At 53.9% G+C, this 19,447-nt stretch carries 21 protein-coding genes; 16 read left to right on the forward strand and 5 right to left on the reverse strand.

Annotated elements, in window-relative coordinates:
- Nucleotides 1–645: 645 nt before the first annotated feature.
- The 5 genes from N5098_RS05695 (at nucleotide 646) to N5098_RS05715 (ending at nucleotide 4,921) form a co-directional block, all read left to right on the forward strand.
- Entirely contained in the window at nucleotides 646–1,437 is a 792-nt protein-coding gene (locus N5098_RS05695) for a 23S rRNA (uridine(2552)-2'-O)-methyltransferase (protein WP_267636761.1), read from the forward strand.
- 26 nt (nucleotides 1,438–1,463) lie between these two features.
- On the forward strand, nucleotides 1,464–2,483 hold the full coding sequence (locus tag N5098_RS05700; protein WP_267636762.1) for an AIR synthase-related protein: 1,020 nt from the start codon (nucleotides 1,464–1,466) through the stop codon (nucleotides 2,481–2,483).
- 145 nt (nucleotides 2,484–2,628) lie between these two features.
- The gene (locus N5098_RS05705) at nucleotides 2,629–3,372 is read left to right on the forward strand and encodes a beta-ketoacyl-ACP reductase (protein ID WP_267636763.1); all 744 of its coding nucleotides are present in this window, start codon (nucleotides 2,629–2,631) and stop codon (nucleotides 3,370–3,372) included.
- A complete protein-coding gene (locus N5098_RS05710) occupies nucleotides 3,366–4,535 on the forward strand; it encodes a thiolase domain-containing protein (RefSeq protein WP_267636764.1) in 1,170 nt (389 codons plus the stop codon). Before N5098_RS05705 ends, N5098_RS05710 begins: the two co-directional genes overlap by 7 nt.
- Nucleotides 4,532–4,921, forward strand: coding sequence for a Zn-ribbon domain-containing OB-fold protein (locus tag N5098_RS05715; RefSeq protein WP_267636765.1), 390 nt, complete (start codon nucleotides 4,532–4,534; stop codon nucleotides 4,919–4,921). The genes N5098_RS05710 and N5098_RS05715 overlap by 4 nt, the downstream gene beginning before the upstream one ends.
- Nucleotides 4,922–4,937: 16 nt before the next feature.
- Here N5098_RS05715 and N5098_RS05720 read toward each other — a convergent pair whose 3' ends face one another.
- The 4 genes from N5098_RS05720 to N5098_RS05735 form a co-directional block, all read right to left on the reverse strand.
- Nucleotides 4,938–5,555 (reverse strand): DUF6517 family protein, encoded by a 618-nt coding sequence (locus tag N5098_RS05720; RefSeq protein WP_267636766.1) that lies wholly within the window; start codon nucleotides 5,553–5,555, stop codon nucleotides 4,938–4,940.
- Nucleotides 5,556–5,616: 61 nt separating this feature from the next.
- A complete protein-coding gene (locus N5098_RS05725; RefSeq protein ID WP_267636767.1) occupies nucleotides 5,617–6,678 on the reverse strand; it encodes a methionine synthase in 1,062 nt (353 codons plus the stop codon).
- A complete protein-coding gene (locus tag N5098_RS05730; protein ID WP_267636768.1) occupies nucleotides 6,675–7,670 on the reverse strand; it encodes a 5-methyltetrahydropteroyltriglutamate--homocysteine methyltransferase in 996 nt (331 codons plus the stop codon). Before N5098_RS05730 ends, N5098_RS05725 begins: the two co-directional genes overlap by 4 nt.
- A 105-nt stretch (nucleotides 7,671–7,775) precedes the next feature.
- Nucleotides 7,776–8,474: an SDR family NAD(P)-dependent oxidoreductase gene (locus N5098_RS05735; RefSeq protein WP_267636769.1), complete on the reverse strand. Its 699-nt coding sequence runs from the start codon at nucleotides 8,472–8,474 to the stop codon at nucleotides 7,776–7,778.
- Between the two features lie 63 nt (nucleotides 8,475–8,537).
- Between N5098_RS05735 and N5098_RS05740 the strand changes: the two genes are divergently transcribed.
- Entirely contained in the window at nucleotides 8,538–8,768 is a 231-nt protein-coding gene (locus tag N5098_RS05740) for a DUF7837 family putative zinc-binding protein (protein ID WP_267636770.1), read from the forward strand.
- A 77-nt stretch (nucleotides 8,769–8,845) separates the two neighbouring features.
- Nucleotides 8,846–9,061 (forward strand): hypothetical protein, encoded by a 216-nt coding sequence (locus tag N5098_RS05745; protein ID WP_267636771.1) that lies wholly within the window; start codon nucleotides 8,846–8,848, stop codon nucleotides 9,059–9,061.
- Here N5098_RS05745 and tbsP read toward each other — a convergent pair whose 3' ends face one another.
- Entirely contained in the window at nucleotides 9,062–9,880 is an 819-nt protein-coding gene (tbsP, locus tag N5098_RS05750) for a transcriptional regulator TbsP (RefSeq protein ID WP_267636772.1), read from the reverse strand. It lies immediately after the preceding gene.
- Between the two features lie 203 nt (nucleotides 9,881–10,083).
- On the opposite strand from tbsP, the gene N5098_RS05755 reads away from it, so the two are divergent.
- The 9 genes from N5098_RS05755 (at nucleotide 10,084) to N5098_RS05795 (ending at nucleotide 19,394) form a co-directional block, all read left to right on the forward strand.
- Nucleotides 10,084–10,407 (forward strand): zinc ribbon domain-containing protein, encoded by a 324-nt coding sequence (locus N5098_RS05755; RefSeq protein WP_267636773.1) that lies wholly within the window; start codon nucleotides 10,084–10,086, stop codon nucleotides 10,405–10,407.
- 208 nt (nucleotides 10,408–10,615) lie between these two features.
- Nucleotides 10,616–11,515, forward strand: coding sequence for a 1,4-dihydroxy-2-naphthoyl-CoA synthase (locus N5098_RS05760; RefSeq protein ID WP_267636774.1), 900 nt, complete (start codon nucleotides 10,616–10,618; stop codon nucleotides 11,513–11,515).
- A 66-nt stretch (nucleotides 11,516–11,581) separates the two neighbouring features.
- Nucleotides 11,582–12,583 (forward strand): glutathione S-transferase family protein, encoded by a 1,002-nt coding sequence (locus tag N5098_RS05765; RefSeq protein ID WP_267636775.1) that lies wholly within the window; start codon nucleotides 11,582–11,584, stop codon nucleotides 12,581–12,583.
- A 120-nt stretch (nucleotides 12,584–12,703) separates the two neighbouring features.
- Nucleotides 12,704–14,380, forward strand: coding sequence for a sensor histidine kinase (locus N5098_RS05770; RefSeq protein WP_267636776.1), 1,677 nt, complete (start codon nucleotides 12,704–12,706; stop codon nucleotides 14,378–14,380).
- 132 nt (nucleotides 14,381–14,512) lie between these two features.
- Nucleotides 14,513–14,650: a hypothetical protein gene (locus tag N5098_RS05775; RefSeq protein ID WP_267636777.1), complete on the forward strand. Its 138-nt coding sequence runs from the start codon at nucleotides 14,513–14,515 to the stop codon at nucleotides 14,648–14,650.
- 385 nt (nucleotides 14,651–15,035) lie between these two features.
- On the forward strand, nucleotides 15,036–15,446 hold the full coding sequence (locus N5098_RS05780) for a DUF5518 domain-containing protein (protein ID WP_267636778.1): 411 nt from the start codon (nucleotides 15,036–15,038) through the stop codon (nucleotides 15,444–15,446).
- A gap of 509 nt (nucleotides 15,447–15,955) precedes the next feature.
- Nucleotides 15,956–16,663, forward strand: a complete 708-nt coding sequence (locus tag N5098_RS05785; protein ID WP_267636779.1) for a helix-turn-helix domain-containing protein — start codon at nucleotides 15,956–15,958, stop codon at nucleotides 16,661–16,663.
- A gap of 85 nt (nucleotides 16,664–16,748) precedes the next feature.
- A complete protein-coding gene (locus N5098_RS05790; RefSeq protein ID WP_267636780.1) occupies nucleotides 16,749–17,981 on the forward strand; it encodes a metal-dependent hydrolase family protein in 1,233 nt (410 codons plus the stop codon).
- 60 nt (nucleotides 17,982–18,041) lie between these two features.
- Nucleotides 18,042–19,394, forward strand: coding sequence for a PQQ-dependent sugar dehydrogenase (locus N5098_RS05795; protein ID WP_267636781.1), 1,353 nt, complete (start codon nucleotides 18,042–18,044; stop codon nucleotides 19,392–19,394).
- Nucleotides 19,395–19,447: the final 53 nt, after the last annotated feature.

The raw sequence follows: 19,447 nt of genomic DNA on the forward strand, positions 1-19,447 counted from the left end.
TGTCGTTGTGTCTGCGTCTCGTTATTGCGATCACCAACTACGAACGAGGAGATAATCCGGGAAGCACGATCATCACGGTGTGACAAGAGTTCTATGACACCCTCAATGCAGCCAGCGAGACCGACTGAAGCGCCGGCTGCAAGCAGTAATTTGCGACGAGTTACGTTCATTGCTCTATCTGGACAAACGGTACGGATAAATAAATCAATTCTCTACGTTCAAACTCCGGTTTAATCGTTTCTTCTATCTGTCTTTCGAGGCTTGACAGGTACTCCGACAGCACAAGCAGTTGTCTACGTTACTGTGAGTAAAGAAGACGCATCGAACAGTTCGCAGACCTTTTTGAGACGGTTTGTAAATAGAGAAAACCATCGCTGATACTGATGGCTGTAACTACGATTACATACGCAGGAAAATATAGTAGACGATTGGTGAGAAATCGAGAAACAGCCTACGGACTGTTCTCTGATGTCTTCAGGCGACGCTGATCTCTCTGTCTCTGTACCATTCACCTGTCGTTTCAGAGACGAACTCAAGCGCTCATTCCGATGTACCTTTCCCGGTTGGCCGCGTTACTTACGATATGAACGCGAAGTTGCCGGCAGCTTCCGCACAGACGCTGCCACCACGTTCGGAGGGGTACGTATGACCGGAAAAGACGAGTACTACAACCGGGCAAAACAACAGGGCTATCGAGCGCGGTCGGCGTTCAAGCTCGCACAGCTCGATGGTGCAGTGAACCTCCTCGACGACGGTGATACGGTGGTTGACCTCGGCGCTGCACCGGGAGGTTGGATGCAGGTCGCTGCCGAGCGAGTCGGAAACAGCGGAACCGTCATTGGCGTCGACCGCCAGAGTATCGACGAGCTTGAAGACGTAAATGCGACTGTTGAGTATATCCGCGGTGACATCACTGAGGAACGGACAAAAGACCGGATTCGAGACGTAGTAGCCGGAGACGACGATAACCCAGTTGACGTCGTTATCTCGGATATGGCGCCGAATATGACCGGAGAGTACGACCTCGACCACGCACGGTCGGTTCACCTCGCGAGACAGGCTTCCGAAGTCGCCGACGATATCTTGACCTCAGGCGGTGACCTCGTGGTGAAAGTGTTCGATGGTCGCGACCTCGATGACCTCGAATCGAGTATCGAGTCTGCCTTCGAGTATGTCCGGCAGATGCGACCCGACGCTTGCCGTGATGAATCCTCGGAGTTGTATCTGGTCGCCCGTAACCGACTCACTGCGCCGGTTCGCTCGGGTGATGAGATCGATGTCGAGATTGTCGATACAGGGTCAGAAGGGGATGGTATCGCCCAAGTTGACGGCTTCACAATTTTCGTCTCGGACGCCTCCGAAGGTGAGCAGATCCATGTTGAAGTCACTGACGTGAAACCGAACTTCGCCTTTGCCGAGCCAATTGATGAGAGCTAAGGTGATAGGGGTCGGACGGTAGATAGATGCCTGATACCGGTAAGATAGACCGCACGTTTTTCGAGACTGTCATTGCATCACGGCTCGGTGCGACACGGCAGGATGTCACCAAGGGACCAGCCCACGGCGTCGACTTCGGCGTTATCGATGTTGGTGACGCTGCGCTTGCGCTGGCAACGGACCCTATCTCGATTCTGCCCGAAATCGGGCTGGAGCGGGCTGGAAGGTTCGCGATTAGGTTTCTGCTTACCGACGTTGCAGTCTCCGGACTGGCACCAAGCCACCTTGCTGTCTCGTTCTCGTTACCTCCCGGAATGACAGACGAGGAGTTTGAATCAGTCTGGAAAGCAATCGACCGGGAGTGTACGGACCTCGGAATCTCTATCGTGACCGGCCATACGGCTCGCTACGAGGAGTGCTCGCTCCCTTGGGTTGGGCACGGAACCATCATGGCTGCTGGGAACCATGAGGACATTATCTATCCTGACGGTGCGCGGCCAGGGGATGTCCTTCTCGTGACCAAAGGGCCGGCAGTCGAATCGGTCGGACTGTTGACGACGCTCTTTCCGGACCTAGTTTCTCTCGATGAATCGACGCTCGACACTGCGCAGTCGTTGCTCGATGAAGCCAAGGCGACTCGGGACGCGATGGCTGTTGCCGACACTGGCGGTGTCAGAGCAATGCACGATGCAACAGAGGGTGGACTGGTCGGTGCATTCCATGAGATGGCGGGCAGTGCGGGCGTACAGTTCCGTATCGATACCGACGCTATCCCGGTCCAGCCCGGCGTTCGCCAGGGTGCAGACGCGCTCGGTCTCGATATCTGGCATGCAACTTCTTCCGGAACTCTCGTCATCGCCGTCCAAGAAGAGAAAACAGAGGCCGTCATCGAGACGCTCGAAGCAAGAGGAACGTCGGTCGGTATTGCTGGTCGTGTGACTGATGGAGATGGTGTTGTCCTCGATGGGTCGCCGACAGATCCACCCTCCGGTGATGCCTCTTGGCCGGTGTACGAACGGCTCCTCGACGAGCAGGCTGAACAGTAACTGTTTGGGCTGGTGACCGAGAATCCACTCACCCAAAACCAAAGTACGGGAGCCCAATACTGCCACTGAATGCGAGACACCGACAACCGCTCCGAGAGACTGTAAACTACATTTATATCGGAGGCCGTTGAAGGGACAATTGAGGATGTTACTGGAAGACCGAACCTGCCTCGTCACAGGTGCATCGAAAGGGATTGGAAGGGGAATTGCAGAGGAACTTGGAGAAGCCGGAGCTAACGTTGCGGTCAACTACCGTTCATCCGAGGAGGACGCGTATACTGTTCATGACATCATTAATGAAGGGCCGGGCTCTGCAGTCGTCGCACAGGCAGATGTATCGCGTGAGGACGAGGTTGTGGCGATGTATGAGGCAATCACCAAGGAGTTCGGACAGATCGACGTGCTTGTGAACAACGCTGGAATTACAGTCGACAAAAAGTTCGAGAACATGACCCGAGAGGACTGGGAACAGGTTATCGACGTCAACCTCGGTGGCGTGTTCAACTGCACGAATGCGTGTTTCGACGATTTACGTAAGGCCGACAATGGAAGACTTATCAATATATCTAGCGTCGTCGGCCAGCAAGGAAACTACGGACAGGCAAACTATGCAACGACAAAAAGTGGTCTTTTCGGGTTCACACGGACTATCGCACTGGAACTCGCAGATCATAACTCCACGGCCAACTGTGTCGCACCTGGGTTCGTGAAAACAGATATGCTCGAAGCAGTACCTGAACGGGTCAAAGACCAGATTCTTGAGCGGGTTCCACTGGATAGATTCGCCGAAGTAGAAGATATTGCTGGCATTGTCCGCTTCCTCGCTACTGAGGAATCCAGCTACATGACGGGGCAGGTGCTGGGGGTCAACGGAGGCATGGAATGGTAAACGACGTTCGAATCGCCGGTGTCGGAATGACACCATTTGGTCGACAATCCGAGCTGACGGTTCGTGAGCTGTTTGGTAATGCAACTGCCGAGGCATTCGACGACGCCTCAGTTCCACGTGACGCTGTCGAGGAGGTTTATTACGGCAACTACATGGGTGAGTTTGCCGAACAGCAAGGTCATCAAGGACCGATGGTCGCCGAGGCTGCCGGAGTCAAAGCCCCGGCCACTCGCATCGATAGCGCCTGTGCATCTAGCGGTGTGGCAACACGCCTTGGCTACGAGAAGATTCGGACTGGTCTCGCCGATGTGGTGCTCGTCGGTGGTAGCGAACGAATGACAAACCTCTCAACGTCAGATGGAACCCAGGCACTCGCCGCCGCAGCGGATTCCCTGTGGGAAATCCGAGCGGGCGTAACATTCCCGGGAGCGTACGCGCTCATGGCAAACCGTTACTTCGAGGAGTTCGGCGGCTCGCGTGAAGATCTTGCTCACATCGCTGTGAAAAACCACGAACATGCCCTCGAAAATGAACTGGCACAGTTCCAGCGCGCAATCTCACTCGAAGATGTCATCGACGCTGCAGAGATTTGCTCGCCGTTTGGGATGTTCGACTGTTCGCCGATGAGCGACGGTGCGAGCGCCGCAGTTCTTGTTAGCGGAGAGTTTGCTGAATCACACGGGCTAGACGCACCAGTCAGAATTACTGGTTCTGGACAACACAGTGATAACTTCGCGCTGGCTGACCGAGCATCGATGTGTCGGATGCCAGCAGCAGACCGCGCTGCAGAGATAGCTTACGACGACGCAGATATCTCGCCTGCCGATGTGGATGTTGCCGAGGTCCACGACTGTTTCACGATTGCCGAAGTACTCGCACTTGAATCGCTTGGGTTTTATGAACCAGGTGAGGCAATCACTGCCGCCCGCGAAGGCGAAACGTCCATCGATGGTGACCTTCCTGTTAACCTCTCAGGTGGCCTGAAAGCCAAGGGCCATCCTGTGGGGGCGACAGGCGGTGCACAGATTTCAGAAATGACAAAACTCCTCCGTGGCGACCATGTCAATTCCTCGGCTGTTGACGACGCAACCGTTGGACTGACTCACAATGCAGGTGGCACTGTGGCAAGTTGTGTCGTTCACGTACTGGAGGTGGCAGAATGAGATACGACACACGAGACAAGGGGTTTGACGACTTCCTCGATGCTGTTGAACAGGGTGAGCCGTATTATCTAGAGAGTCCAAGCGGCAACGGGTGGCTCCCGCCACGGGTCGTTGACCCCGAAACTGGTGAGGAAGACCTCGCGGAGGTGGCGCTTCCAGAGCAGGGCGAAGTGCTAACCCACACGAAAACACACGTCGCCGGTCCCGATTTCGCTGATGATGCTCCGTATACTGTTGCAATCGCATCGTTTGGACCGGTAAACGTTACTGGACAGGTCCGGAACATCGAAACTGGCAATATCGAAATAGGACAAGCAGTCAAGCTCGGTGTTGAGCGAACCAAGACAACTGAGGATCGCGTGCTTGTCTTTTATCCTGTGGAGTAGCGACCCTGCACTACTCCTAACCTGGATGTTCGACTGCTCGTGCAAGCGAGTAGATCTTTTCTGACTCATCGAGCAGTTCGGGGTAGGCACCGACCACAGTGAGCAAGTCACCGTTGTTCGAAAGCCGACCGACGTGAACGAAAACGGTCACCGCAGCCCCGGCAACCTCGCGTTGTGTCTTGTAGCGCGTCAACTCAACATCAGTACCGAGAATCGAGACCACCTGTGTCGACTCTGCTTCGAGACTTCCCTGCTGGCCGCTGACCTGTGCAAGGAGTTGTTCGTCGTCAAAATTATCGATCGGGTTGATTTCGTTCCCGGCGACTGTAACACTCGGAGTCGAAAAAATCCGGAATGTCGCAGCGTCCGCCCCAACGTCGCCGGCACCTTTTCCATGTGTAACGAGCCAGTTCGTCAGCCTGAGATCTCTGGACTGTCCAAGCGCATCGACAGTGCGCGTGAACTGTATTTCCTCGTCTTGTCGATGTTCAAAACCTGTTTGGTCGAGAGCCGGTTGTTCAACACCGGCGGGAGAGGCGTTCTGTTCGAAGGTATCCTGTAAGACGCCACAGCCAGCGAGCGAGGCCACTCCGGCGACCCCAAGGACTCCGAGAACGCTCCGTCGCGTTTCCATACCAGCACCCAAGACGACCGGACGTATAGTTTTTATCGCCGAGTGCCAAAAGCGAGCCTTGTCAGTCGTCAGCCGGAACCGTTGGGTTTCCGTACTCGATTTCGCCGGCATCGAGGTCAGCTTCGACTTCACGTGTTGCCGTGACGAGGTTCTCCATTTTCTGGTATGCGGAGTCACGGGGAAGCAACTTTAGCCCGCAATCAGGACTGACTGTCAACTGCTCTGGCGGAACAACTTCAAGACCTTTCTTAATGTTCTCCTTGATTTGGTCGACGGACTCGACTTCTTTATCGTGTACATCGACGACACCGAGCGCGAGGTCTTTCGTGAATTCGTGCTCGGTAAACACGTCGAGTTGTTCGTAGTCTCCGTTACAGAGCTCAACGTCGAACTCGTGGACAGGGAACTCCAGAATTTCTGGGTAGATGCGCGAGTAATCGCCATAACAGACGTGCAAACCAATACGTACGTCCTCAGGGATGCCGTCGACGATGCGTTCGAGACACTCACCGACGATTGCGTGGTCGTCAGGCGTCGTGGCGAGAGCAGGCTCGTCAATCTGGATGTACCGTGCGCCGGCTTCGACAAGCTGTTCGACCTCTTCGTTGACGAGGTCTGCGAACTCGTATGCGAGGTCTGTCTCGCTGTTGTAGACCTCGTTGAACGACCAATTTGCAAGCGTATACGGTCCCGTAATCGGAACTTTCACTGGCTGCTCGGTGACCGTCGATGTAAACTCATACTCGGAGACGAGCCACTCCTCTGCGTAGGAGATTTCTTCGACGACACTTGGTTTGTCGAAGTAGTTATGCCCCCAGACTTTGACCGGGCCGTTACATTCACAACCATCGATACGGTGGGCGAAGTACTCGACCATCTCGTTGCGCCGCATCTCGCCGTCAACTACGGCGTCGATGCCGGCACGTTCGTGTTCTTTGGTAATCAGGCGAGAGGCGTCGTCTTTTGCCTCCTCGAAGTCCTCATCGTCAACTTTCGATTCGTCGTCGTTCCAGAGGTCACGAGCACGGTGGAGCCATTTCGGTTTTGGATACGAGCCGACCACGGTCGTCAGCAAGAAGTGATCGTGAGGGTGGTCTGCCGGGCGGAACTGCTCTCGTGTCATGCCACCACCTCCTGTTTTGTTGCCTCCTCAAGCACAGCGAGTTTTTCTTTGTAGCGTGACACTGGCAGGTACGAGAGTTCGACGTTTGCTGTCGCGTACACTGTTCCGTACTCCTCCAGTGGGGTTTGTTCCTCAAACCACGCAAGCCGCTCTCGAACTGTGTCGGGATCTTCGACAAGCGTGTTCTGTCCGTCAACGACCCCAAGAGCAACGTCGTCAGGTGACCCATACTCCTGGATATTATAGATGTTGTTGTCGTGGTCCGAAACGAGGTCATAGCCAAGTGCAGCGAACTCGGCATCGAGGACGTGCGCGTAGACGTGTTCTTCAAGTGCACCCCAGTAGGGGAAAACGACAACATCGGTGTCCGTTGCTGCTGTAACAGTATTCAGAGCTTCAGAGACGGTTTCTCCTCGCTCGTTCGCGAAGGGGTTCTCGACGAGGGAAGGTTCAAGCAGAAAGACTGTCTCAACATCAGGGAACGCATCTAGTTCGCCTGCAAGGAACTCAGCGACAGCGGCGAGGAACTCGTCCTCGTCACCATAGTGTTCGTCTGTTGCTAAGTCAGCAAGTGAGTACGGACCCGGCAACACACCTTGTAGGCCAGCATCGACATGCTCACTTGCCTGTTCGAGTTCGGAGGCAACGTCACCATCAAACGTTAGGTCACCGGTGACAACCGGTTCGCGATAGAAGTTGTTGTTATCGTAGTAGCGAACGATGCCGTGTGTCTCAACGTTCTCATGAACAGCAAGCGGATGTGCCAGAAAGTCGTCCCAGCGACCCTGTCCCTCAACAACTCTATCGAGGTCAGCGTCCTGTTGTTGGGCAATAAGATCGTCACGAACCTGACTGTAGGTCTCGGAAACGGCTTCATCTTCAGTGCCATCAATGAGGTCTTCTCTCTGATTTCCTTTCAGGTCTTGTAGCTGGTCTTTGGCCCAATCGGGGAGGGGACACAATCCCGGTGTTGTTGATACGTACTGTGTCATTATACCATCGTTTGTAATGCACTGTTATAATATTTTCTATAGTGTATTATACATTGCAGTAATCAAAACGCAATGGAACTTGTTCCGAAAAGCAAAACACTAGCTCTACTGGTCTCGTTGGGCTTTTCGAAACGTTCGCCTATCAATAACCGAGCCATCGAGGTCATCTGCTGGTGCCTCTTCGAGCGCCCAGCGGAACTGTTCAGCCACATCTTCGGGCTCGTGACCGTTCGGACCATTCAATTCGGTTGCGACAAGCCCGGGATCAATCACACCCACATCGTACTCTGTATCCGCGGCAAAGCCACGGGCAACTGCTTCGGCAGCAGCCTTCGAAACAGCGTAGGAGCCGACACCTTCCGCTGTTCCCCGTGCGACGACACCGGATGTCACAAGCAATGTGGCGTCGTCCGCGAGGTGTGGAATAGCCTCTCGAAGCGTAGCAAAGACACCACGGGCGTTCGTGTTGATATGGTCATCAAGCGCTGTGTAGCTCTCCTCTTGTAGCGGTGTATGACCAGTTTCGCCGTGATACACACCTGCGTTTGCGATGACAGCGTCGATTGTGCCCCCCTCAGATGCCGCAATCTCCATCAGATGTTCGACATCGTACTCGTCACGCACGTCGACGCGTTTCGTTGTTACCGTGCCGCCTGCATCTCGAATTTCGTCTGCACTTTTCTCGAGGCTGTCGGCACTTCTAGCGCAGATGACAACATGTGCACCCGCTTTTGCAACCTCGGCGGCAACCGCTTGGCCGATTCCTCTGCTCGCGCCTGTTATCACGACGGTCTTTCCGTCCATATGACCCCATTAGGCGGGTGCCCTCTAGAACCTCTCGGTCCTGCTCTTTGCCAACATCTAACGATGTCTGACGTGGGTCTGACGTATGTTTTTGAGGACACAAACCATAGCAAGTTACGGGAGGCCGTCATTCGAACTGTTATGACCGCTGACAACACGATACTCGGACGCTGTCCAGATTGCAACGAGCCTATCTCGGAGACGGAGATGGTTATCGATTACTACAGTGAACGTGGCAACCGTATCACGACAGCTACCTGTCCGTCGTGTGTTGCCGTTGTTACCGTTGTTTGAGACCTTCGGCACTCATAACAAAAGAGTCTGCTGACTGTTTCGACCGGCTTATATTATCTGCTTCCATACGTGTTAGCATGGTCAGTAAGGACGAGTTTCTGGCATATATCCCGCATTATGTCGCGATGGTGGCTATCGCATTACTTGTGATGACAGCACTCAGAGAAGTTATCGGTGAGCAGCATGTTCTCGTCGAATTCGTGTTAATTCTTGTTCTCATTTTCGGCTACCGGCCCGTTGTCACACGTCTCGATTTCGTGCCGACACCCAAACTCTGGGATGAGCTAGAGTAGTTACGAGAGTTCTCCGCTTACTTTCTGTACAACGGTCTCGATATCGGCGTCGAGGAGTGTCCCGTTACCAAGAACAAGGCGAAGACGTGGCCGTCCCATCTCGATAGGGACTTTCTCGGTGTCGATGACGCCGGCTGATTCGAGCTTGTTTTTTGTTCGGGAGAACGTTGCTTTGCTCGCGAGTCGGACATCTTCACCCCACCGGCTGATATCGTACAGAAGTTCCCTGTTGTTTGCTGCCACAAGCAACGCAATACTCACTTCATCAAGGCCTTGACCGTCGCCTTCTGCCTTGTCTAAGGTCTCTAAGCTTCTGTTGAAGTCTTCGACGGCTTTGTCGCCAATGTCTTCGGCCATCGTCTCCCGGACATGTGAAAGTGGTGGCGTTCGCAGGGAGTAGTCAGCCGAGCGGTCCCACCGGCGAGAATACTCTTCGTACGTCGATGTGACAAACGAGGCATCTGTCGACGGGAGGGCTACAACACTACCCCCGCTTTCTACAACAGAAACAAGCACCTCTTTGGTCAACAGCAGTTGTGCACGGGGAACCTCGTCAAGCGTTCGGATGACAAGCTGATCTTTATTGACTAGGTCTGCAAGTCTGCTAGCGATAAGGAAGTCATCGAGAATTGGCTTGAGCGATGATTCATCGACGAACAACCTGATAGTTGGAGAGTCAGTGGCCGCGGTCAAACTTGTTACGAACTGAGTGATAGCAGTTCGCGTGGGATTGATAACGAACAACTCCGACTGGGCTGCGTTGATTCCTTTCTCGACAACCTCTGCCATCTCCGCAACGTGGGTATCGGTGAAATCCATCGATTGACACACTGTACCAACCGCTCTCACTTAATTTTACCTAATTTTGAGTGAATGTAGTGGTGAAATTTCGATTCTCTAACGTGTTTTGGTTTCTGACAACAGCCAGTGGTGTGTCCAAGGATTGTGGGCTGTGGAACTTCTTACTGTGACCCTTGCATAGCAGTAACAGTTATTCATTGCTCGTCGCCTATCTGTAGGGAATGGCTACGTACTGTCTGGACTGTGGGGAATCAGTTGACTCGGGAGACAGTTTCTGTTACTACTGTGGAGAACCGCTTGACCAAACAGATGCTGAAGGAAACAATGCTGCTGAAATGGCTCTTGAGCGCTCCTGTCTCGACTGCGGTGAGCTCGCCCGCGCGGACGATACGTACTGTTATTTTTGTGGCGAACGCCTGCCAGCATATGACGACAAAAAGACAGCTGACGAACCGACACAAGTTCACTGCTCGGCCTGTGGTGAGACTGTTGACGCGAGTTCGACGTTTTGTATCTACTGTGGGGACCGAATGCTGGAACGGTAGCTTTGGTGGCTCCTGTAAGAGAGCGAAGAGTTGCGACAGCTGTCCCTGCACAAGATAGTCTTGTCTAGCTCGAATGTATCCAGAGTAAACCCTAGTTGTGATATATCCTTCCGGTAGGCAAATACGGATATAAACGGACGCTCATCGGGGTGTCAGCCGTTCAGAGTGGACCACGAGACACAAATATCGGGTGGCCAAACATTTAGGTATGGTTTCAGAGATATTCGACAGTTCTGAGTGGGAGTCTGTCGACGCCTTCGACTTTGAGGATGTGACGTATCACCGCGGAACGGATGTCCCAGCGGTACGCATTGCGTTCGACCGACCGGCAGTTCGCAACGCATTCAGGCCGGAAACGGTCGACGAACTGTATAGGGCACTTGACCACGCCCGAAAACAGGCAGATATCGGTTGTGTTCTTCTGACAGGGAACGGCCCCTCACCGAAAGACGACGGCTGGGCGTTCTGTTCTGGAGGTGACCAGTCCATTCGCGGCGACTCCGGGTACGAGTACGAAGACGACAAAGATGAGACACCGGCGACACAGGAAGGGGTCGGCCGTCTCCATATCCTCGAAGTCCAGCGGCTCATTCGGTTTATGCCAAAGCCGGTCATCTGTGTCGTTCCCGGGTGGGCAGCCGGTGGTGGCCACTCCTTGCATGTTGTCTGTGACCTCACACTCGCCAGCGACGAACACGCGATGTTCAAACAGACGGATGCTGACGTGGCATCCTTTGATGGTGGCTTTGGGTCAGCCTACCTCGCACGACAGGTTGGACAAAAGAAGGCTCGTGAGATTTTCTTCCTTGGCAAGAGCTATGATGCTGCTGAGGCCCAAGAGATGGGGATGGTCAACGAAGTGGTGCCACATGATGCGCTTGAAGCGGTGGCACTTGATTGGGCCGACAGAATTACGCGCAAGTCACCGATGGCTATCCGGATGTTAAAATACGCCTTCAATATGGTCGACGACGGTATGGTTGGCCAGCAAGTGTTTGCAGGTGAGGCGACCCGACTCGGCTATATGACTGACGAGGCTGCCGAGGGTCGGAATGCGTTCAACGAGGGCCGAGAGCCACGTTTCCGCCAGTATCCTTGGCATTACTGAGGGCGTGTCGCTACCGACAACGTAATCGAAGCAAGCAGTCTTCTGTTTGCAGCCTAATTGCAGGCTATGAACAGACTCGTCGACGGAGAGTGGCGAACAGAGACATACGAAGCGACAAACGACAATGGTGAATTCGAGCGACAGACGACGCCGTTTCGTGAGTGGGTTCGCGACGACCCTGACGCACGGTTTCAGCCTGAGAGTGGACGCTACCACCTGTATGTCTGTTATGCCTGTCCGTGGGCACACCGGACACTGCTTGCTCGCTCGCTGAATGGACTTGAAGACGCTATCTCTGTTGATTACGTCGACCCATTTCGGGCTGAGGGTGGCTGGCAGTTCACCCCGGATAAGGAGGGCTGTACCGAAGACTCTCTGTACGGAAGTGATTACCTCCGAGAACTGTACGTCGAAGCGGACCCGAACGCTTCCTGTCGTGTGACTGTCCCGGTGCTCTGGGATAAAAAAGAAGAGACCATTGTCAACAACGAGTCCGAAGAGATACTCAGAATGCTTGACACCGAGTTTGACGATGTTGCCGAGCGGAGTATCGATCTTTATCCAGAGGGGTCTCAAGAAGAGATCGACCAAATCATTGAGGATATCTACGAACCAATCAACAACGGTGTCTATCGGGCCGGGTTCGCTGAGTCACAGACGGCATACGACATGGCAGTCACGGAACTCTTCGACGCGCTCGATCACTGGGATAACGTGCTTGCTGATCAGCGGTATCTAGCTGGTGATCGATTGACAGAAGCTGACATCTGTCTGTTCACAACGCTGGTCCGTTTTGACCAGGTTTATCATACGCATTTCATGTGTAACAAGCAGTTCATCCACCAGTACGACAACCTGTGGCCGTACCTCCGGGATATCTACCAGACACCGGGCGTCGCCGACACTGTCCGGATGGACCATATCAAAGAACACTATTATACAACACACCCCGATGTGACGCCAACCCGTATTATCGCGGCAGGGCCTGAACTTGGCTTTGAGGCGGCACACAATCGCGATGAACTCGCCGGCGAACCGCCTAGCTCTCTTCTTTCGGCAGGAGAGTAAGCAGGCTCGACAGTAACGGACGGCTGGCGCATTCCCGGTAGGGTACACCAATCCGGACGGAGTGATACGTCTAGTACGACCAGATTTATTGGTGTAACTGACAAAAAGGGTGATAGCTGGATGGTCGCATCGTTCTATCTTCCCTTGATGCTTCTTGCCGCCGTTGTCGGTATTGGGTTCGCGACTTTTGCCTGGGTAAAACGGAACAATCGTGGAGAGACAGCACTGGTCGTGTTCTTGGTGAGCGCTTCTCTCTGGGCGCTTGCAGAAGGACTCACAGTTGCTGTCGGTCAGCTCGATACGATGTTGTTCTGGCGGCGTGTTGGTCACTCACTATCTGTTGTTGTCCCAGTTGCGTGGCTCGTGTTCGCTCTTGGATATACTGGAGCTAGACAACGAATTGGACGAGTGTTCTTCGGAGCGTTACTGATCGAACCAGCAGCTTTCATTTGGTTGGTCTGGACAAACGATGCCCATGAGACTGTCTGGTCGAGTACAAATATCATTCCGGTCGGAGATGGGCTAAACGTCTTGACAATGGAGTTTGAACTGGCGTTCTGGGGGCATCAGGTCTATTCGTATCTTTTGCTGACTGTCGGGATGGTGCTGGTATTGCGACTGGTGATGCGCGCGAACAAGGATGTCCGTCTGCAGGGAACAGTCCTGCTGACAGCCATCACAGTGGCAGGAACGCTCAATGCAATCAACCTGTTTGGTCCGCTCTCGCCGAATCTTAACCCTGCCGGGGTGGGATATACCTTTGCCGGGCTAATTATCGCGGTCGTCGTACTAGAACCGGAGTTTGCCAGAGTCGCACCGGTGATGCGAGACGCGGGCCGTGAGGCACTACTCTCAGAACTTGACGACGCAATTCTCATTCTTGACGATGACGAGTACGTTATCGACCTCAATCCTGCTGCCCGGGAACTATTCGATGCTGAGGACGCACTTGGCCATCAGCTAGCGACAGTGTCTCAGACACTCTCTCAGCGACTTGATGGGAGTGCAGAGCAAGGGACAATCAAGCTTGACCGGGATGGGAAACGACGGACATTCGACCTCCGAGTGTCAACGCTCTCGGGGGCATATGAGACACTTTCCGGGCGAGTGGTGAGCCTCAGAGACGTAACCGAGCGGCGTCAACGCGACCAACGCCTCGACGTGCTCAACCGATTGCTCAGGCATAACATCAGAAACGAACTGAACGTGGTCCGGGGAAAAATCGAACTGGCAAAGATGGCGTCCGAAGACGAGCCAGAGACACTGTCAGACGCTATCGAGACGCTCGACGGTGTCGTCGCACGAAGTGATAAGGTCGGGCGTCTTTCACGGTTACTGGACGCCGAGGAAACGGGATCGCTCGACATTGCTACTGAACTCCGAGAACAGTATACCTCAAATACACAAAACTACCCAGACGGAAAAATTGCGGTTGATCTGCCCGAAGAACTATCCGTTAGCGGCGGGGTGTGGCTTGTTTCTGCATTCGACGAACTGGTGACAAACGCACTCGACCACAACAACAGCGATGACCCGTTTGTTGAGGTTTCAACCGACGAAGCCAGTAGCGATGACAGCCATGTCGTCATTACGATAACCGACAACGGCCCGGGAATCAACGAGCAGGAAATCGACACAATTGGGAAAGGGAGAGAGACACCGCTCAATCACTCAAGTGGCGTTGGACTCTGGCTTGTTCACTGGCTTGTCCAACGAGCGGGAGGGACCCTCTCATTTGTCAACACGGACTCTGGCTGTACTGTCCGTGTTCGTCTACCCAGAGAACCTTCGCCGTAACGATTGCTACTACCTGAAGACGCTGTCTTCAGTTGGCAAAACAACCTAACTAGTTAGCAATACTCTCTCATTCGGATGGTTACCTGTTTGGTATATGCTCTATGTGAGTGTAGCAGTTATATTAGAATAGAGATGGACGAGTTTGATAAACTCATGAGTGAATTTGAGGAGAAGATGGACGGGTTTGAGGACACGTACGCCGAATATGAAGCAGAGATGAACACATACACGAGGGTTATGGAAACAATCAGTATAACAGCCGAGAGCTAACGTAACCCAAAAGCAAAAGCGTTCTGTCGAGACTGTGTTTGGTGACTGACGTTCTTTAGCTGTCCACTGTCTGAACGGTGAGCTAAGAACACTGTGCATCCGTCTTTAGCCAGGAAACAAACCGCGTGACAGCAGCGGCTTATCGTGGCTCCTTTTCGAGAGAAATAAGGAACAACAAGTGTGCACAACGAAGTCTCCTCATCGAGAATCATGCGTCGACTCACTACGCTTTTCGATCTGAGTTTCTCGAAGAGCACGCCGAAGAAATCGGTGTGGTCAAACGGAAAATCACTGCGTAGTGGGTGTAGGATGTACTCTATGAGATACTGTTTCAGTATCAGAAACTCAAGAAATAGAGTATACAGACAGCTATACAATACAGCGTATGCCCTCGAATACCCGAATCCCCGAGGCTTGGCACATTGCGTTTCTCGGAACGATAGCTGCACTACCCACCACTGTCTTGATCAACTGGCTTCCAAACTCCGAGCTGACTGTCGGTGGTGGGGTAATGTTGGTTGGAGCCACAATCGCAGGAGCTGTCGCAGTTAAACGCTCGGTAGAGCCGAGTGCTGCTGGCCTCCGTGGCGGATTTCTGGGCAGTATAATTGCAGTCTCTGTATTTATTCTCACAGAAGGGACGACTGTAGCGTGGTCTCTCAATACGATCGTGTTCTTCCTTATTGCCGTCGTGATGTTTCTGAGTATCTCGCCGGTGTTTGGCCTAATTGCCGGCCGAATTGGTGGCTGGATAGCAAACTCTGTCGCCGAGTTCAGGGTCGGTCACGCATCGTGATCAAGCGAGAATGAGCTACCTCCAGTACAGAATCCGTGCTATGTATCTCATAGGCCGTTGCTATCAGGTGTTGTGAGTATCAGCTTACCGTTAAACTACGGCACTCACAAAGTGAGAGTTGGCAACACCATTGAATCGCCACATGCAGCTGTTTCTGCTACCTACTACGAGCGACCGCTAGCTCGCAAACACTACTGTGACTGCACGAACGACCGTGTTCAACCAGTGAAGCAACGAGACGCATCGATACCGATACCCCAAGCTGTCCTCGACGGTTACTGCATAGCTAACAGAAAGGGTAGCGACGCCGAACCCTATGTACAACTCTCTTGGCGCTACCCAAGCAAGTTACAGTCACTTACCGACGATAAAGGGTAGAACAGTCAATCCTTACAAGCGAAGCTCGTTACCGCTACGCAACCGAGGTGTATGGCCTAAGTAAAAACGGATAGAACACTGTGAAGAAGCATCGGTATGCTTTTGTTGCGAACGAGGATGTGGGTGCATATATGGCTCGTGGGGAGCGAGAGCAAATCGCGGAAAAAATCGCAGGAGAGATTACTCTCAGCGAGGACCCAGGTGCGACGCTCAAGAAATGGCGAAAGGACTTCGAGGTTGCACAGACAGACCTCGCCGACGAACTCAGTATTTCGCCGTCAGTCATCTCAGACTACGAAAGCGGACGGCGGGAAAACCCGGGTATCGATATTATCCAGCGGTCAATAACAGCACTCCTGAATATCGACGAGCAACGCGGTGGGAACCATATCCACCAGTTCACCCGTGTTCTTTCGGCGGGGTTCGACAGTGATGTTGTCCACGACCTCCGTGAGTATCCTGCCAATATCCCACTGGACCGATATTATGATGCAATCGGGGCAACAGAACTCGTCAGTGGGAGCCGAGAGACGGTCGCTGGCCACACTATTATCGACAGTATTGAAGCAATTCGCCGCCTCTCAAGCGACGAGTTCTACGACCTCTACGGGAAAAGCACGAATCGCGCACTGGTGTTTACTAACGTCACACGCGGAGAGTCCCCATTGGTCGCGATGCGCGTCGTCAAACCAACGCCTCATGCTGTTGTCCTCCACGGTATCGAACCCGACAAGGTCTGGGAGTACGCCACTGATCTCGCTGAAACTGACACGTTCGCACTTGCGGTCTCGAATGTCGACCGAGAGACGCTTCTTGAGCAACACCGGATGCTGCCCTGATTATCGCTGTACTCAGAGTGACACTCTGGCATTATTTCATCAACATATCCGAATAGCTTAGTTCGTGTACAGTGTTGGCTGTGTCATGGTTGAGCGTGTCATTGATTGTGGCCGACTTGTTGACGGAACTGAAAGCAATCCACTCCGGGATGCACGATTACTAGTTGCTGATGGGCGGGTCGCTGATGTTGGCACACAGGAGTCTGTACGGAAGCCAGATAACGCCAAACATACGAGCGTTCCGGATGCGACAGTTATTCCCGGACTCATCGATGCACATCTCCACCTGACAGGCGGTCGGTCGATGGACCCTTTTGACTGGATTACGACGCCAGTGTCACAGGAGGCTGCGCGCGCGACGGCAGACCTTCGAAAGCTCGTCTCAGCAGGGTTTACTACTGTTCGTGATGTGGGGTCAGACACAGGCATTGGACTCAGAGAAGCGGTCAACGAAGGAGCCATCCCTGGTCCACGGATTTATACCAGCGGACAATTTATTTCGCAAACTGGCGGACACGGTGACGACCATTTCTTGCCCCACCAATGGGTGCGCGAGGAAAACAACCGAGGAATTTCGACACTCGCCGATGGCGAAGACGAATGTCGTAAAGAGGCACGAAAGCGCATTCGGGATGGGGCTGACCTGATCAAGATTATGACGACAGGTGGAGTCCTTTCGGAGAAAGATGCGCCGGACCAGACGCAGTTTACCGAAACCGAGATTCAGGCCTTCGTTGAAGAAGCCCACAGAGTCGATATTCCGGTCGCGAGTCACGCACAGGGGAGCGAGGGAATCCGTCTGGCCCTCGACAACGGTGTCGACACAATTGAGCACGGGTTCTGGCTTACCGAGGAAGTTATTGATGCATTCTTGGAGACTGGGGCAACGTACGTCCCGACGCTGTCTATTATGCACCGTCTTTGTGAATACGGCGACGAGTATGGAGTCCCTGAGTACGGACTGAAGAAAGCACACAACGCACGTGAAGCTCACTTCGACTCTGTTAAACGCGCCTACGAGGCTGATGTTCCAATCGCGCTCGGCACTGACTTCATCGGCCCGGAACTCGTGCCACACGGCGAAAACGCGCTCGAAGCCGAACTGTTCGTCGAGGAAGTCGGGATGGACGAACACGATGTTGTTCGTGCCGGAACTGCAATCGCAGCGCGGACGCTCCCAGATGACGACCTTGGAACGCTCGAACCCGGCAACCACGCTGACTTCTTGATTCTCGACGAGAACCCGCTTGACGATATCAACGCGCTTCGTTCTGCCATCAGAACAGTTTACAAAGGCGGCGAACCTGTTTTAGGCTAATTGGTTACCTGCCTCTCCCGCAGGCGATACCCATTTTATCGCCCGTCCCATTACCCAAACATGAAGCGCCGTCAGTTTTTGACCGCGACAACGCTTGCCGTAACTGGTATTGCAGGCTGTTTGTCTCAGGATGAGACTGCTGAGACTGAAAGCACTGTCCACGATACACCTGACACGGACAGTGATGTGTTCACAGACCTGCCAGACAGCGTTGGTCTGGAACCCGTTGCTAGCGGTCTCACGGGACCACTTGATGTTGCCTTCGCCGATGGAAAACGGTACATCGCCGAACAACGCGGGACTGTACAGGTCCACGAAGAGGGAGGCGTGCGTTCTGAGCCATTGGTCAAGTTACAGGATGACCTCGAAACCGGTGGAGAAAAGGGCCTGCTTGGGCTTGCTGTCCACCCAGAAGACGACACACGACTGTTTGTCCGCTACTCGGCACCGTCACGGCCGGGAACTCCTTCGGAATTTAGCCATACGTTCGTTCTTTCAGAGTTTCGCGTTATGAAGAACGGACGGAGTGTCGACCGTGAGACGGAACGGACCGTTCTGGAAATCCCACAGCCACAAGGCAATCACAACGCCGGTGACATCGAATTCGGCCCGGACGGATACCTCTATGTCGCTGTCGGCGACGGTGGCGCTGGCGGTGACCAAGGTGCCGGCCACGTCGCGGACTGGTATGACGGGGTTGCGGGTGGGAACGGACAGGACATCACCGAGAACTTGCTCGGGAGTATCCTCCGAATCGATGTTGATGCCGACCCGACTAGACCGCCCCTACGTGGAAATCCGTCCGACTACGACGACGAGGCTGGGTACGCAGTGCCGTCAGATAATCCACTTGTCGGGACTGATGGCCGTGACGAGCAGTTTGCTTGGGGGTTACGGAACCCGTGGCGGATGGCTTTCGACGGCACAGACCTCTATGCTGGCGATGTTGGTCAGTCTGAGTATGAAGAAGTCGACCACATTGAATCCGGAGGGAACTATGGCTGGAACGTCAGAGAGGGGCAACACTGCTACCGTACCGATGACTGTCCCGGCACCACCCCAGAAGCTGTAAGAGCCGGTGAACCGCTGGTCGAACCAGTCATCGAGTACCCCCACTCGGGTTCACCGGTCAGTGGTATTTCGGTCATCGGAGGCAACATCTACCGTGGCTCGACAGTCCCGGGTCTGAAAGGGATGTACATCTTCGGTGATTTCCGCGCTGGAGGCACACTCTTCGTTGGGGGGCCAACCGAAGACTCAGGCTGGCCGACAACCGTGCTCTCTATTGCAGACGGCGACGCAGAGAAGTTACAACGGATTCGGTGGCTTGGCCGCCACAACGGGGAGATGTATGTTGCCGGCGTCGGCGCTGGGTCCGGTGCGCTTCATCGGCTTGTTTCAGCTGAGAAATAACACCAGACCACCCGGACGAGAGATGAGCCCGGATAAGCGGGTCCGCAGTTGGC

Source organism: Halovenus rubra (assembly GCF_026586665.1).
In the GTDB taxonomy this organism is placed as follows: domain Archaea; phylum Halobacteriota; class Halobacteria; order Halobacteriales; family Haloarculaceae; genus Halovenus; species Halovenus rubra.